The organism is Mesorhizobium sp. WSM3879 (assembly GCF_002294915.1).
In the GTDB taxonomy this organism is placed as follows: Bacteria; Pseudomonadota; Alphaproteobacteria; order Rhizobiales; family Rhizobiaceae; genus Mesorhizobium.
Genome location: NZ_NSFZ01000004.1, coordinates 163050 through 176571, shown reverse-complemented (window position 1 = coordinate 176571; position 13522 = coordinate 163050). Strand labels below are relative to the sequence as shown.

Sequence of the window (13522 nt, the reverse complement as noted above, 5' to 3'; positions counted from 1 at the left end):
CGAAATCGGGCACCACTTTTGGGCGGCATGCATCGGGATGGCAATCGCCATGCCGATAGTTTATCCACCGCCACAACTCACATTCAGACCTTCATGACGGTTCATTCATGTCACGCGAAAAATCCTATCTGACCACGCCGATTTTCTATCCGAATGGCAAGCCACATATCGGCCATGCCTATACGGTCATCGCCAGCGACGCGCTGGCCCGCTTCCAGCGTCTCGACGGCAAGGATGTGTTCTTCCTCACGGGCACCGACGAGCACGGCCTCAAGATGCAGCAGACGGCCGAAAAGGAAGGCATCGCGCCGATAACGCTCGCCGACCGCAATTCGGCAATCTTCCGCTCGATGACCGAGACAGTCGGCGGCTCAAACGACGAATTCATCCGCACGACCGAACAACGTCACTACGCATCCTGCCAAGCGATCTGGAAGGCGATGGCAGCCAATGGCGACATCTATCTTGATCGCTACAGCGGCTGGTATTCGGTCCGCCAGGAAGCCTATTTCGACGAAAGCGAAACCACGCTCGGCGACGACGGCGTACGCCGCGAGCCGCTTGGCTCGCCGGTTGAATGGAACGAGGAGGAAAGCTATTTCTTCCGGCTATCCGCCTATCAGGACAAATTGCTGGCACTTTATGAGAGCCGGCCAGACTTCATCGGTCCAGCGGAGCGCCGCAACGAAGTGATCAGCTTCGTCAAGTCCGGCTTGAAGGACCTGTCGATCTCGCGCACCACGTTCAAATGGGGCGTGCCTGTACCGGGCAACGACAAGCATGTGATGTATGTCTGGGTCGACGCATTGACCAACTACATCACGGCCGCTGGCTATCCCGACACCAAATCCGAGCAATGGCACTACTGGCCGGCGACGCATATCATCGGCAAGGACATCGTGCGCTTCCACGCGGTCTACTGGCCGGCCTTCCTGATGTCGGCCGGCATCGAATTGCCGAAGCGCGTCTTCGCCCACGGCTTCCTGTTCAACCGCGGCGAGAAGATGTCCAAATCGGTCGGCAATGTCGTCGATCCGTTCGCCATGATCGAGCATTACGGCCTCGACCAGGTACGCTATTTCTTCCTGCGCGAGGTGCCGTTCGGGCAGGACGGCAGCTACAGTCACGAAGCGATCGTCAACCGCACCAATGCCGATCTCGCCAACGGCCTCGGCAATCTGGCGCAGCGCTCGCTGTCGATGATCGCCAAGAACTGCGGCGGCGCGGTGCCGAAGCGCGGCGAGCTCACCGAAGCCGACGCGGCGATCCTCGACCAGGCGGTGGAGGCGCTTGCGGTGGCACGCAGAGCGATGGCGGAGCAGGGCATCCATCTGGCGCTGGCGGCGATCTTCGGCGTGGTGGCCGATGCCGACCGCTACTTCGCGTCGCAGGAGCCCTGGGCGCTGCGCAAAACCGATCCGGAGCGCATGGAGACGGTGCTGTGGACGACGGCCGAGCTTGTCCGGCGCGTGACGGTGCTTTGCCAGCCCTTCATTCCCGGATCGGCGGCGAGGCTGCTCGACCTGCTGGCGGTGCCGGCGGACAAGCGCAATTTCACGCATGTCCACGCAGACCATGCGCTGGTGCCCGGCACGGCACTGCCGGTGCCTGAGGGCGTGTTTCCCCGCTACGTCGAGCAGGACACCAAAGCCTGATGCTTGTCGACAGTCACTGCCATCTCGATTTTCCGGATTTTGTCGAGGAGCGGGCGGCTATCGTCGCCCGCGCTCTCGCAGCCGGGATCGGCCGCATGGTGACCATCTCAACGCGCGTGAAGCGTTTTCAGCAAATCCTTGAAATTGCTGAAGCTTTTAGTGAGGTCTATTGCTCAGTTGGTACTCATCCGCACAATGCGGCGGAAGAGCTCGATGTGACCGCAGAGGAGCTGGTACGGCTTTCCGACCATCCCAAGGTGGTGGCGATCGGCGAAGCCGGCCTGGACTATTTCTACGACCGCGCGCCGCGCGAGGCACAGGCGCAAGGCTTCCGCACTCACATAGCCGCCGCGCGCCGGACCGGCCTGCCGCTGGTCATCCATTCGCGCGACGCCGACGGCGACATGGCGGCGATTCTCGAGGAGGAGACAGGGAAGGGCGCTTTCCCCTTCATCCTGCATTGTTTTTCGTCCGGGCGTCGGCTGGCGGAAGTCGGCGTGGCGCTGGGCGGCTATGTCTCCTTCTCAGGCATCCTGACCTTCAAGAACTCGACCGAATTGCGCGCGATTGCCGCAGATGTGCCGCGCGAACGGCTGCTGGTCGAGACCGACGCGCCTTATCTTGCGCCAATCCCGCATCGGGGAAAACGCAATGAGCCCGCCTATGTCGCGAATACGGCGAAGGTGCTGGCCGAGACCATCGGCGTCAGCGAGGCGGAGATCGCCGACATCACCACCGACAATGTCTTCCGGCTGTTTGCCAAGATGCCGCGACCGGACGTGACGGCGGCCTGACATGGGCGACCAACTGCGCCTCACCATTCTCGGCTGCGGCTCGTCGCCCGGTACGCCACGCATCACCGGCGACTGGGGCAATTGCGATCCGGCCAATCCGAAGAACCGCCGCATGCGCACGGCTGCTCTTGTCGAGCGGATCGCAGGGAATGGCGGCCGCACCACCGTCGTCATCGACACCGGACCGGATTTCCGTGCCCAGATGCTGCTTGCTTCGGTCAAGCACATCGACGCGGTGGTTTATACCCATCCGCATGCCGACCACATTCACGGCATCGATGATCTGCGCGGCTTCGTGCTCGAGCAACGCCGTCGTATCGATATCCATGCCGACCAGCCGACCATGCTGCGGCTGCGCCAGGCGTTCGGCTACTGCTTCGAGACGCCCCCGGGCAGTTCCTATCCACCGATCGTCAGGCCGCATCTCATAGACCATGCCAGGCCGGTGGTGATCGAAGGCGAGGGGGGCCCCCTCACCCTTGAGCCGCTGCCGCAGATCCATGGCGACATCATTTCGCTCGGTTTCCGCGTGGGCGAGCTCGCCTATTGCCCCGATATCAGCGACTTTCCAGCTGCCACAGCAGGAAGGCTTGAAGGCCTTGACGTGCTGGTGATCGACGCGCTGCAGTACAACAGCCATCCAAGCCATCTGTCGCTTGCCGAGGCACTGGGCTGGATCGAGAAGCTCTCGCCGAAAAACGCGGTGCTGACGCATATGCATGTGCCGCTGGATTATGCCGCCGTGATGGCCGAGACGCCGGACCACGTGGTGCCGGCCTATGACGGCATGACGATCGAAATTCCTTGTGAATCACAGCGATAAAGACGCCTGTTCACTTTGGCGCTTAGTCGTCAATCCGATTCTCTTTGGTGCTTCGGAAACTGATCGATGGTTGAGAATGTGTTTGTTCTGCTGCTCGGTTTCCCTGGCGTCGGCAAGCTGACGATCGCACGGGAACTCGGCACGGCACTTTCCGGCCAGGTCATCGACAATCACTGGATCAACAATCCTATATTGGCACTGCTTGCCGATGACGGTCGCCGCACACTGCCTGATGCCGTCTGGGAGCAGACCGCCAAGGTCCGTCAGGCTGTGTTGGACACCGTCGCAACACTTTGTCCTCCCGCCGCCAACTTCATCTTCACGAACTCCGGCACCCAAGGAGACGCGAGGAGCCTCGCGTCCTACCAGCAGATGAAAGATGCGTCGGATCGACGAGGCGCTCACTTCGTGCCTGTGCGCTTGCTTTGCGAAGAGGCCGAACTGGTTCGTCGCGTGATGTCGCCAACGCGACGTGACCGTCTCAAGTCGATCGATCCGGAAGCCGCGCGCCACCGCAGCCGGACAGTCGCTGTCCTTGACCCGAAGCACCCGAACAGCCTGACGATCGACGTAACAGCGATCTGCGCGGCGGAGGCGGCTACAAGGATTCATGAACACATCAAGGACCGCGTTGACGCCTTTGAAGCACGCACGGGAAGCCCAGGAGAACCGTAGCAAAACCAGCTTCGTGCTGGATGTGTCAGTTCCATAATCTATCTTATGCGACTTTCTGATATGGATCACGTAGAGGCGATAAAGCGATCCTATCGACGTGCCCCTCGCCGCGAGAGCTCACATTCGGACTATTGAACAATGACCTCTTCATCTTCCTTTCTTGGCTTTCCCGATTGCCTCGCCGGAGGCTGCGCGCCTCGCATGGTGATCTACGGTGCCGGTCATGGCAGCACCTACCCGGGAAAGGACAGCAGCGGCTATGTTCTGGCCGCCGACGCCATCCGCGCTGCGAGCCAGGACGATGCGCCGCTGGTCGAGCATTGGGATTTCGATCTCGGCGGTCCATTGTTCGACGGCAAGGCGGTCTGCTGCGTCGATGCCGGCAACATCTCGACCGTCATGCATGACAATGAGGGAAACCGGGCGCGGATCGAGGCGAAGACGCGCGAGGTCCTGGCCGCGTCGGCCGTGCCGATCCTGCTCGGCGGTGACGATTCCGTGGTCATTCCCTTTCTCGCCGGCTTTGCCGGTCACGGGCCGGTCTGGATCCTGCAGATCGACGCGCATATCGACTGGCGCGACGAGGTCGATGGCGAACGCTACGGCTATTCGAGCCCGATGCGCCGGGCGAGCGAGATGCCGCATATCGCCGGCCTCGTGCAAGTCGGCCTGCGCAGCGTCGGCAGCGCACGCCTGGCTGAAATCGAAGCGGCGCGACGCTATGGCAGCCGCTTTGTGACTGCCCGCGAGCTTCATGCCCAGGGCGTCGACGCAGCTCTCAGCCACATTCCGGACGGCGCGCGCGTCGTCGTGACCTTCGACTGCGACGGCCTCGATCCCAGCATCATGCCGGGCGTGGCGGCGCGCACGCCAGGCGGCCTCACCTACACCCAGGCGATCGACCTGATCGCCGGCCTCGGCAAGCGGGCCAGGATCGCAGGATTTGATCTGGTCGAATTCTATCCGCCTGCCGACCTTGACGGCCTGTCGGCGCTGACTGCAGCCCGGCTTCTCGTCAATGTCATCGGCACTGTCGTCCGGCAGGTTTAACTCAGATGGCCTGATGCCCCGACGAGATTCCCCGTTATGGCCGACCGATGTCGCTTCGAGCTCATGCCGGACCACCCTACTCGGTGGGACTGCGCTGCCGGCATCAGCGTTGACGCCACATCCGCGTTTATCTTTGCCAGAAGGGCAGCTTGGCGATCTCTTCCTCGGCCTGCTGTTTCGTCAGTCCGATATCGTCGATCAGATGCGGGTTGGCCTCTGATATCCGCTTCAGATCCCAGCGAAACCGTATCTGCTCGCGCCGGGCCGCGATCATGCCTCGCAGGGTCTGCAGGCTGTAGCGCCGGCGCAATGCCTGCCCGACCAGCGTTGCCAGCTGCGGGATCGATGCAAACGTGTCGTTCATGGCAACCTCCTATGGTTTGCGGCCCCATGCTTTTCGAGTTGGGCCTTCCACCTGAATGAGGTTGGATTCTGCAGGATGCGGGCTGCGCCGTAATTAAGCGCATCCAAATAGTTCTCAAAACTTCCAAATCGGCCTGAGCGGTTCATCGGACATGACGAACTGCTCTACCCGTCTCACACTTTTCCTGGAATTGCTCTATAGATGCGCCGCATGCAGGGATCGCGCTTTGCCTTCGGCCCGTACGTGCTTGATTCAGCTGCGGGAACGTTGCTTCGGAACGATGTCCCCGTGGCCGCCGGCTATCGGGGGCTGAAGCTGCTTGCCGCGCTCGTGGAACGTCCCGGCGAAATCCTGGCCAAGGCCGAGCTGATGGACGCGGCATGGCCGGGCACGGCCGTCGAGGAAGGCAACCTCACCGTCCAGATCGCGCAGCTCAGAAAGCTGCTCGGCCCCGCCGCCGACGGCGGTGAATGGATCGCTACGGTGCCGCGCGTCGGCTATCGCTTCACGGGGGTCATCGAACAGCTTGGCGAGACGAAACGAAAACCTTTGCCACTGCCCGGCAAGCCTTCGATAGCCGTGCTGCCCTTCGTCAATTTCGGCAATGATCCCGAGCAGGAATCCTTCGCGGACGGGTTGACCGAAGACCTGATCACCGACCTGTCCAGGAACGCGGGACTGTTCGTCATCGCGCGCAACTCGGTCTTTGTCTACAAGGGAAAGCCGATGGATGTGCGCGCGATCGCCGAGGACCTTGGCGTGCGTTACCTGCTTGAGGGGAGCGCAAGGCGCGCCGCGGGGCGTGTGCGCATCAACGCGCAGCTTGTCGACGCGGTGAGCGGTGAACATCTGTGGGCGGAACGCTTCGATCGCAGTCTGGAAGATATTTTTGCCGTCCAGGACGAGGTAACGGCCAAGATCGTGGAGGCGCTGCTCGGCCGGCTGCGCACGCAGCCGCCGCGCAATCGGCCCAAGAATCTCGAGGCCTACGATCTGTGCGTGCGGGCGCGAAAACTGATCGACGACTCGCCTCAGACGGCGCGGGAGGCGCATCTGATGCTGACGCGCGCGGTCTCGCTCGATCCGGAGTATGCCGAAGCCTATCGCTGGCTCGCCATGAACCATTGGATGGGATGGGTGCATTGGGGCGAGCCTGTCGACCCCAACCGGAGCATTGCCTTGGAGTTGGCCCGCAAAGCCGTGACGATCGACCCAAACGACGCCGGCTGCCGCTGGGTGCTTGCTAACCTGCTTGCCTATGAGCATCGCTTCGGCGAGGCGGATGCCGAATTCGCCAAAGCGTTCGAGCTCGATCCGAACGAGGCCGACGCCTGGGCGACATTGTCCGACATCGAGGTCCTAGCCGGGCGGATCGAAGAGGGCCTCGAGCATATTCGCAAGGCGTTCCGGCTGAACCCGTTTCCGCCGAGTTGGTACTATCTCACGCTCGGCGCTGCGCAATATGCGGCCCGCGACTATGAAGCCGCCATCGAGACGCTGCGCCGGGACGAGACCTATCGGACCAGCTCACGCCGTTTCCTGGCGGCAAGCCTTGCGCAGCTCGGCCGGTTCGAAGAGGCGCGCGCGGAGGTCGAGATGTTCCTTATCGCCAACCCGCATTTCACGACCAGCCACTGGGTCTGGACCGAGCCGTTCCGCGACGACGCGATGCTCGAGCATTTCGTTGACGGGTTCCGCAAGGCCGGGCTTCCGGACTGACGGCCAGAATGGAATGGCGCGACCTATTCTTCGAAGCGGCTCGTCGCCTCGCGATCGCGCTCGTATCGTTTGGTGACCGGAAACGGCGGCAGCCACGACTCGCGACGGATGATCCAGCTTTCGTAGGTCGGGGCTAGCTGGTCTGGGGCGTCCAGGGTCCCGAGATGCACTTCGATCTCGTCCGCGGTGCGTGCGAAAACGGACGAACCGCAGCGCGGACAGAAAAACCGCCCGGCATAGTCGCGCGTCTCACCGTCGATCGTAACCGCGTCCTGAGGGAATACCGCCGAAACGTAAAAGAGCGCGCCATGATGTTTGCGGCAATCGAGACAATGGCAGATGCAGACCCTGTATGGGCGGCCCGACGCCACAAGTCGGACATTGCGACACAGGCAGCCGCCGGTGAATCGGTCCATGTTGCGTCTCCTTCAAATCACGTGGCCGGAATGTTTGCAACGAAGCGTGTTGCGCCGTCGATGCAAGCTGCGCCAGCCTTTCGGCTGGCGCCCTGCCCGTCGGCGCCGCATGTCTTCGGCGGCCGCCGCCATCAAGGTTGATACAGTCTCATTTTGCAATCTTTGATTTTATCGCTGTGCGACATAATCGTCACAGCTTAGCCGGCGATACCTTGCTATGATCGCGCTCTCAATGGGGTCTGATTTGGGTCGGAGGAACATTCAGTGAGAACTTTTCTTGCAATCGCCGCGCTGGCTGGGCTCAGCGCGACTGGGGCTTCGGCTGCGGACATGACCGGTCCGGTCGCCGGCTCGGCTTACGACTGGAGCGGCTTCTATGCCGGCGCGCATATCGGCGTCGCCAACAGCCGCATCAAAGCGACGGATGTTAGGCCAGGCGGCGGCTTCTATACCGACACTGTTCCGCCCAATGGCACAGACTTCAACTTCAGCGACACGAATGTCGCGGGCGGCGCGCACATAGGCTACCAGGCGCAGTGGCACCCGTTCGTTTTCGGCGGCGAGGCGACCTGGACCGCCACCGGGATCGACAAGACAATCACCAGCCCTTATTTCCCGGATAGCGACACCGAGACCACCAAGATAAAGCATTACGCGACGGTGGTAGGCCGGGTTGGTTACGCCTTCGATCGTTTCATGGTCTATGCCAAGGGCGGCTACGCTGGCGGCGAAGTCAGCTTTAGGGCTCATGATTGTTGCACGTTGGCGATGGCCGTCTCATACGAGCAAAGCGCGTGGCAAAATGGCTATGCGGTGGGTGCCGGCGTAGACTACGCTCTCACTAACAAACTTGTCCTTGGTGTCGACTACACGCATATCGATCTCGGCTCCAAGACCAGCACGGGTAACAATGTATTCGACGACGGCTCGCTCGGAAGCAATCCGGAGCATTTCAGGACAAAGGCCAGGGCCGATGTGGTCATGGCGACGTTGAGCTACAAGTTCGGCAACTGATATTCGATCGAAATTGCCTCGAATTCGGCCCGGCCCGCGCCGGGCCTTTCCTTTAGAAAAACCCTTCGAGAAACGCCGCGGTCTCCTCGGCGATGCCGACGATCTTGTTCGTCGCCTGGCGATAGAATTTGAAATTGAGCTCCGTCTCCGGCCGGCCGTCATTCCAATCCTTGAAGTGCTTGAGCTCGTCGCGGCCCAACCGCCTGGTCGCCAGGGCGGCGCGACGGATGGAAACGCTAACACGGGGCGTCTGCCGTTCAAGATCGGGTCGTTTCGCAATTGCCTGCGAGGACCTGACGACACCTCGCGCGATGAGCCCCTGTCCGCCTTCGTTTTCGCTGGCGAACACGAAGATCGTGTCGCCTTCGGCGATATGCTTGCCGCCATACATGGTTTTCTGCGCCGCGAATGAGAATGTCTCGGCCAGCGGATCCTTGACCTCGGCCTTGATCGCGAACGCCATGCCTTACGCATCCCGGCTGATGGTGATCCGGTAGGTCAGCCTGCGCTTGGCGCCTGGCGGGATCAGCATCACGCCCGGCTTGTCGGCGAATTCGCCGTCGAAATCGACCGGGCTTGCAACGCCATGCCAGGGCTCGATGCAGAGGAACGGCGCGCCGCCGGGCTTGGACCAGATGCCCAATTCGTTGAATCCCTGCCACGACATTTCGATCGCCGGCCCCCGCCCGGCGGCATAGCGCACGCTGGTGCTGGCGGGCCGGTCCAGAATGACGGCGTCGTCATCGAACAGCCGCTCGGAGAGGACAAGCGTCTTGCCCTCGACGGGCGTTGGCTGCGGCGTCGGCAGCATCAGCCCGTCCTTCAGGCGTCGTATCGGCGCAGGTTCATCGTCGGCAAAGGTCAGCCGGTAGGCTTCCTTGGGCAATTCCGGCAGCAAAGGCCAGTTGAAGGCCGGATGGGCGCCGACCGAGGCCGGCAGCACCTCGTCGCCTGTGTTGGCGACCTCGAAGGTCACGCCAAGCTGGCTGGGGCCGAGGCTGTAGCTTATGGCCAGCCGAAAGGCGAATGGGTAGCGGGTGCGGGTCTCAGTGTCATCGGTCAGGACCAGCGTGCAAGAGGAAGGCCCCTGCTCCGCCCAGGCAAAGCGCCTGTCGCGGGCGAAGCCATGCTGCGTCATTGGATAGGCTTTGCCGCGATGGCGCAACTGGTCGCCTTTCAGCCGGCCGACTATCGGAAACAGCACCGGCGAATGACGCCGCCATTCAGGCCCCGCCTGCCACAGAAGTTCCGCGCCTTCGGCATCGCGCAAGGAGACCAGCTCCGCCCCCTGCCCGACAATCGTCGCCGAGATGCCGTCACCGTCAAGCGTCAGCTGGTCCATGCGTCCTCGCGACTGGCTGGTCGGGCCGGCAGGCTAGCAAAAGGCCTCGCCTGAACTCAAGGGCAGCAGGCAGTGCGGCATCCCCTCAAGCAGCCGCCGTGAACGACCAGCACTGCCACGCCAGATGCAACGCCAAAAGAAAAACCGTGGCCAGCGGTTTACCCGTCGGCCACGGTACGAAGCTGTTGCCTGCTACGGTCCGGACTATTCGCGCTCGCCGGTGAAATTCAGCAAAAGCTGGAAGATGTTGATGAAGTTCAGATACAGCGAGAAGGCGCCGAAGACGGCGAGCTTCTGTTGCGATTCGGCGTCGAAATTCTCGGCATACTGCTCCTTGATCGTCTGCGTGTCCCAGGCGGTCAGGCCGATGAAGACGGCGATGCCGATCACGGAGATGGCGAACTGCAGCGCGGTCGAGCCGAGGAACAGGTTGACGAGGCTCGCGATCACCACGCCGATCAGGCCCATGATCAGGAAGGACGAGAACTGCGTCAGGTCGCGCCTGGTCGTGTAGCCGTAGAGGCTGGTGGCGCCGAACATGGTGGCGGCGATGAAGAAGGTGCGCGCGATGCTGGTGCCGGTGAACACCAGGAACACGGAAGCCAGCGACAGGCCCATGACCGCGCAGAAGGCCCAGAACATCGCCTGCGCGCTCGCCGCCGACATCGTCTGCATCTTGAAGGAGAAGAACATGACGAAGGCGAGCGGCGCCAGCATCACCACCCATTTCAGCGGCGTGGAGAAGATCGGGACGTAGAGCGCCGGCGTCGAGGCCACAACAAGGGCGACGAGGCCGGTGACGACGAGCCCGAGGCCCATATAGTTGTAGACGCGCAGCATGTGCCGGCGCAGGCCCTCGTCATAGACGGCACCGGCCCGAACGCCGGTGCCCATTCGGTATCCAAGATTAGGGCTGTTCATTTCGTTTCTCCTTGGTTTGGTCGGTTCGATTGGCTGTTTCAATAGAGAGTGCGGGCGAGCTTTTCGGCGGCCCGGTCGAGATCGCCGGCATCGCCTTGTCCGACGACGGCGTAAGCGACCTCGCCGATCTGGAAATAGGCGGACGAAATATCGCCCAAGGGCGCGACGGTGGGCTTCACGACGTCGAACGTGCCTGGCCTGATCGCAAACAGCGACACCAGCCCGAGGTCCTTCGTTTCGAGTGCCATCTCGACGCTCGGCCCGAACCGCGACGGATAGATCTGAACATCGCGGATCCGCCAGTCGTCGGGCAATGACGGCATGACGATCGCGGTCGCGGCGCGGATCTCGTCGGCATTGTAATTTGGCGCTTCGGCCTGGGACGGCATCGTCTCACGCACCAGCGTCGTCCGGTGCGCGCTCACCGCTTCCTCGACATAGGCGGGCGGCTGCGTCGACGCGACCACCTTGCTGACAGCGATCGGCCCGAAGACGCCGTTCGCAAGCCACCCCGCCGCCACCAGCACGGCGGCGGCCGCGGCGCGCCGCAGCACGGAAAAGGCACGGTCCCTGACAAGCACCCTCTCCAGCCGACGCGCCGCGTCGGTCGTCGCCGGGCGCGCCATTGCGCCTGGCCCGGCCAGCGCCACGCGCAACTCGTCGCGCGTTCTGAGATCCGACATCACACGCGCAGCCACTTCGGGACGAGCGGACAGGAACGCCTCGACCTCGATGCGGCGGGCGACGTCGAGCTGATCGTCGACATAGGCGTCGAGATCGGCATCGGTCACCGGATCGACGATGGCGGTCATGATTCACCTCCCACGATCCTCAGGTGATTTTTGCCGCGCGCCGGAGCGCCCTCCTCCATCTCGCGCAGCGCCGCACGAGCGCGGCCGATGCGCGACACCAGGGTTCCGAGCGGGACGCCACTGACGTCGGCGGCCTCCGCGTAGCTCAACCCTTCGATGGCGACGAGATGCAGCGCGGCGCGCTGCTCTTCCGGCAGCGACAGGAAGGCTTCGCGCACCTGCGAAAGGCGCACCGAATGGTCCTGGGACGCCGGCATGTTTTGCTCGGCGAGACGGCCTGCCTGCTCGATGCGCGCTGCCTCGGACCGCCGCGAGCGCATGCGGTCGATGAAGATGTTGTGCAGGATCGCCAGCAGCCAGGCGCGCGGGTTGCCGCCCGAACGAAAGGTGCCGCGCCGCTCATAGGCGCGCACCAGCGCGTCGTGGACCAGATCCTCGGCATCGGCGCTGTCGCGCGTCAGCGAGCGTGCGTAGCGCCGCAGCGAGCCCAACTGCCCGACGATATCGAAGCGTGCCATCGACCGTTTCATGCCCTGTTTACGGAGCATGTGGGGATTTTAATCCCTGGCTGCCGTTTCTTTCTGCGATTCCCGCGAGGAGTTGCGCCGGCTTCGGGTGAGCGAACACCCAAGCGGCATATGGAGGAAACCGCTGGCGAAGCGCGGCCGATTTGCGTATCACTCCGCCGCCACTGGAGCCCGATCGATGTTCGAGACCCTGCAGCCCGCGCCCGCCGACAAGATCCTTGCGTTGATCGGCCTTTACCGCGCCGACACGCGCCCCGGCAAAGTCGACTTGGGTGTCGGCGTCTACAAGGATCGCGACGGCAGGACGCCGGTGATGCGGGCCGTGCGCGAGGCCGAAAAGCGGCTGCTTGCGGGCCAGGACACCAAGACCTATCTCGGCCTCGCCGGCGACACCGGCTTCAACGCCGCCATGATCAAGCTTGCCTTCGGCGAGAGGGCCGATCATTCGCGCATCCGCGCAGCGCAGGCGCCGGGCGGATCGGGCGCCCTCAGGCTGGTGGCCGAGCTTCTGCAGCGCACGCGCCCAGGCGCGACGGTGTGGCTCACCGATCCGACCTGGCCGAACCACCTGCCGGTGATGCGCGCCGCCGGCCTACAGGTGCGCGACTATCCTTATTTCGACGCTGTTTCCGGCGCTGTTCGTTTCGACGACATGCTGGCGGTGCTCAAGACCGCCAATAGCGGGGATATCGTGCTGCTGCATGGCTGCTGCCATAACCCGACCGGTGCCAACCTGGATGCTGCGCAATGGGCGAACGTTGCCGACGTTCTGCTTGAGCGCGGCCTGCTGCCTTTCGTCGACATCGCCTATCAGGGCTTTGGCGAAGGGCTCGACGCCGATGCCGCCGGCCTGCGGCTGCTCGCCGGCAAGGTGCCCGAGATGGTCGTCGCCTCGAGCTGCTCGAAAAATTTCGCCGTCTATCGCGACCGCGTCGGTGCCGCCATGATCATGGCCAAGGACGGCGCACAGGCCGACGTGGCGATGAGCCAGATGCTGGCAGCGGCGCGAGCGCTCTATTCGATGCCGCCGGACCATGGCGCTGCGGCCGTACGCATGGTGCTGGAAGACGCCGATCTGAAGAAGGTCTGGGAGACGGAACTCGAGGAGATGCGGCTGCGCATGCTCAGGCTGCGTGTCGCCTTCGCCGAGGCGTTGCGTCGGCAATCCAACTCCGATCGCTTCGATTTCGTCGCCAGCCATCGCGGCATGTTCTCCCGCCTGGGGCTCACCGAAGCGCAGGTTGAGCGGCTGCGCACCGAGCACGCCGTCTATATGGTGGGTGACAGCCGCATCAATGTGGCAGGTCTGCCTGAGGACGGCATGGACGAGCTCGCCAAGGCGATCGTTTCGGTACTCGACTGAGCGCCGGCGCAACTGTGGACAATCGGCTTTTGCCAGCCGGCGGGATT

15 protein-coding genes are annotated in these 13522 nt (G+C 63.1%); 8 read left to right on the top strand and 7 right to left on the bottom strand.

The genetic code is table 11. From position 1 onward, the window contains the following. The first annotated feature begins 107 nt into the window (after window positions 1–107). From metG to CK218_RS10715, 5 genes are all read left to right on the top strand, one after another. A complete protein-coding gene (metG, locus tag CK218_RS10735; RefSeq protein ID WP_095777666.1) occupies window positions 108–1655 on the top strand; it encodes a methionine--tRNA ligase in 1548 nt (515 codons plus the stop codon). Next, the gene (locus CK218_RS10730) at window positions 1655–2449 is read left to right on the top strand and encodes a TatD family hydrolase (RefSeq protein WP_095827681.1); all 795 of its coding nucleotides are present in this window, start codon (window positions 1655–1657) and stop codon (window positions 2447–2449) included. Before metG ends, CK218_RS10730 begins: the two co-directional genes overlap by 1 nt. Before the next feature lies 1 nt (window position 2450). After that, window positions 2451–3272 (top strand): MBL fold metallo-hydrolase, encoded by an 822-nt coding sequence (locus CK218_RS10725; protein ID WP_095827680.1) that lies wholly within the window; start codon window positions 2451–2453, stop codon window positions 3270–3272. A 66-nt stretch (window positions 3273–3338) separates the two neighbouring features. Further along, window positions 3339–3947: a chloramphenicol phosphotransferase gene (locus CK218_RS10720; protein ID WP_095827679.1), complete on the top strand. Its 609-nt coding sequence runs from the start codon at window positions 3339–3341 to the stop codon at window positions 3945–3947. A 138-nt stretch (window positions 3948–4085) separates the two neighbouring features. Continuing rightward, a complete protein-coding gene (locus CK218_RS10715) occupies window positions 4086–4997 on the top strand; it encodes an agmatinase (protein ID WP_095827678.1) in 912 nt (303 codons plus the stop codon). A 127-nt stretch (window positions 4998–5124) separates the two neighbouring features. Here the strand turns inward: CK218_RS10715 and CK218_RS10710 are convergent, their stop codons facing one another. Further along, window positions 5125–5361 carry a hypothetical protein gene (locus CK218_RS10710; RefSeq protein ID WP_095827677.1) on the bottom strand — a complete coding sequence of 79 codons (237 nt, stop codon included), beginning with the start codon at window positions 5359–5361 and terminating at the stop codon, window positions 5125–5127. A gap of 201 nt (window positions 5362–5562) precedes the next feature. Here CK218_RS10710 and CK218_RS10705 point away from each other — a divergent pair, with 201 nt between their 5' ends. Next, window positions 5563–7080, top strand: coding sequence for a winged helix-turn-helix domain-containing protein (locus CK218_RS10705; protein WP_245430610.1), 1518 nt, complete (start codon window positions 5563–5565; stop codon window positions 7078–7080). Window positions 7081–7103: 23 nt separating this feature from the next. Here the strand turns inward: CK218_RS10705 and CK218_RS10700 are convergent, their stop codons facing one another. Then, window positions 7104–7496, bottom strand: coding sequence for a GFA family protein (locus tag CK218_RS10700; protein WP_095827676.1), 393 nt, complete (start codon window positions 7494–7496; stop codon window positions 7104–7106). Between the two features lie 264 nt (window positions 7497–7760). On the opposite strand from CK218_RS10700, the gene CK218_RS10695 reads away from it, so the two are divergent. Continuing rightward, entirely contained in the window at window positions 7761–8510 is a 750-nt protein-coding gene (locus CK218_RS10695) for an outer membrane beta-barrel protein (protein ID WP_280950820.1), read from the top strand. Between the two features lie 52 nt (window positions 8511–8562). On the opposite strand, the gene CK218_RS10690 is transcribed toward CK218_RS10695, so the two are convergent. The 5 genes from CK218_RS10690 to CK218_RS10670 form a co-directional block, all read right to left on the bottom strand. Further along, window positions 8563–8973 (bottom strand): hypothetical protein, encoded by a 411-nt coding sequence (locus CK218_RS10690; protein ID WP_095827674.1) that lies wholly within the window; start codon window positions 8971–8973, stop codon window positions 8563–8565. A 3-nt stretch (window positions 8974–8976) separates the two neighbouring features. Beyond that, window positions 8977–9852: an aldose 1-epimerase family protein gene (locus CK218_RS10685; RefSeq protein ID WP_095827673.1), complete on the bottom strand. Its 876-nt coding sequence runs from the start codon at window positions 9850–9852 to the stop codon at window positions 8977–8979. Between the two features lie 204 nt (window positions 9853–10056). After that, complete coding sequence (locus CK218_RS10680) at window positions 10057–10773, bottom strand: Bax inhibitor-1/YccA family protein (protein ID WP_066989741.1); 717 nt, start codon at window positions 10771–10773, stop codon at window positions 10057–10059. A gap of 38 nt (window positions 10774–10811) precedes the next feature. Next, on the bottom strand, window positions 10812–11585 hold the full coding sequence (locus CK218_RS10675) for an anti-sigma factor (protein WP_095825423.1): 774 nt from the start codon (window positions 11583–11585) through the stop codon (window positions 10812–10814). Then, the gene (locus tag CK218_RS10670; RefSeq protein WP_245434976.1) at window positions 11582–12103 is read right to left on the bottom strand and encodes a sigma-70 family RNA polymerase sigma factor; all 522 of its coding nucleotides are present in this window, start codon (window positions 12101–12103) and stop codon (window positions 11582–11584) included. The genes CK218_RS10675 and CK218_RS10670 overlap by 4 nt, the downstream gene beginning before the upstream one ends. 187 nt (window positions 12104–12290) lie before the next feature. Here CK218_RS10670 and CK218_RS10665 point away from each other — a divergent pair, with 187 nt between their 5' ends. Next, window positions 12291–13475, top strand: a complete 1185-nt coding sequence (locus tag CK218_RS10665; RefSeq protein ID WP_095827671.1) for an amino acid aminotransferase — start codon at window positions 12291–12293, stop codon at window positions 13473–13475. Window positions 13476–13522: the final 47 nt, after the last annotated feature.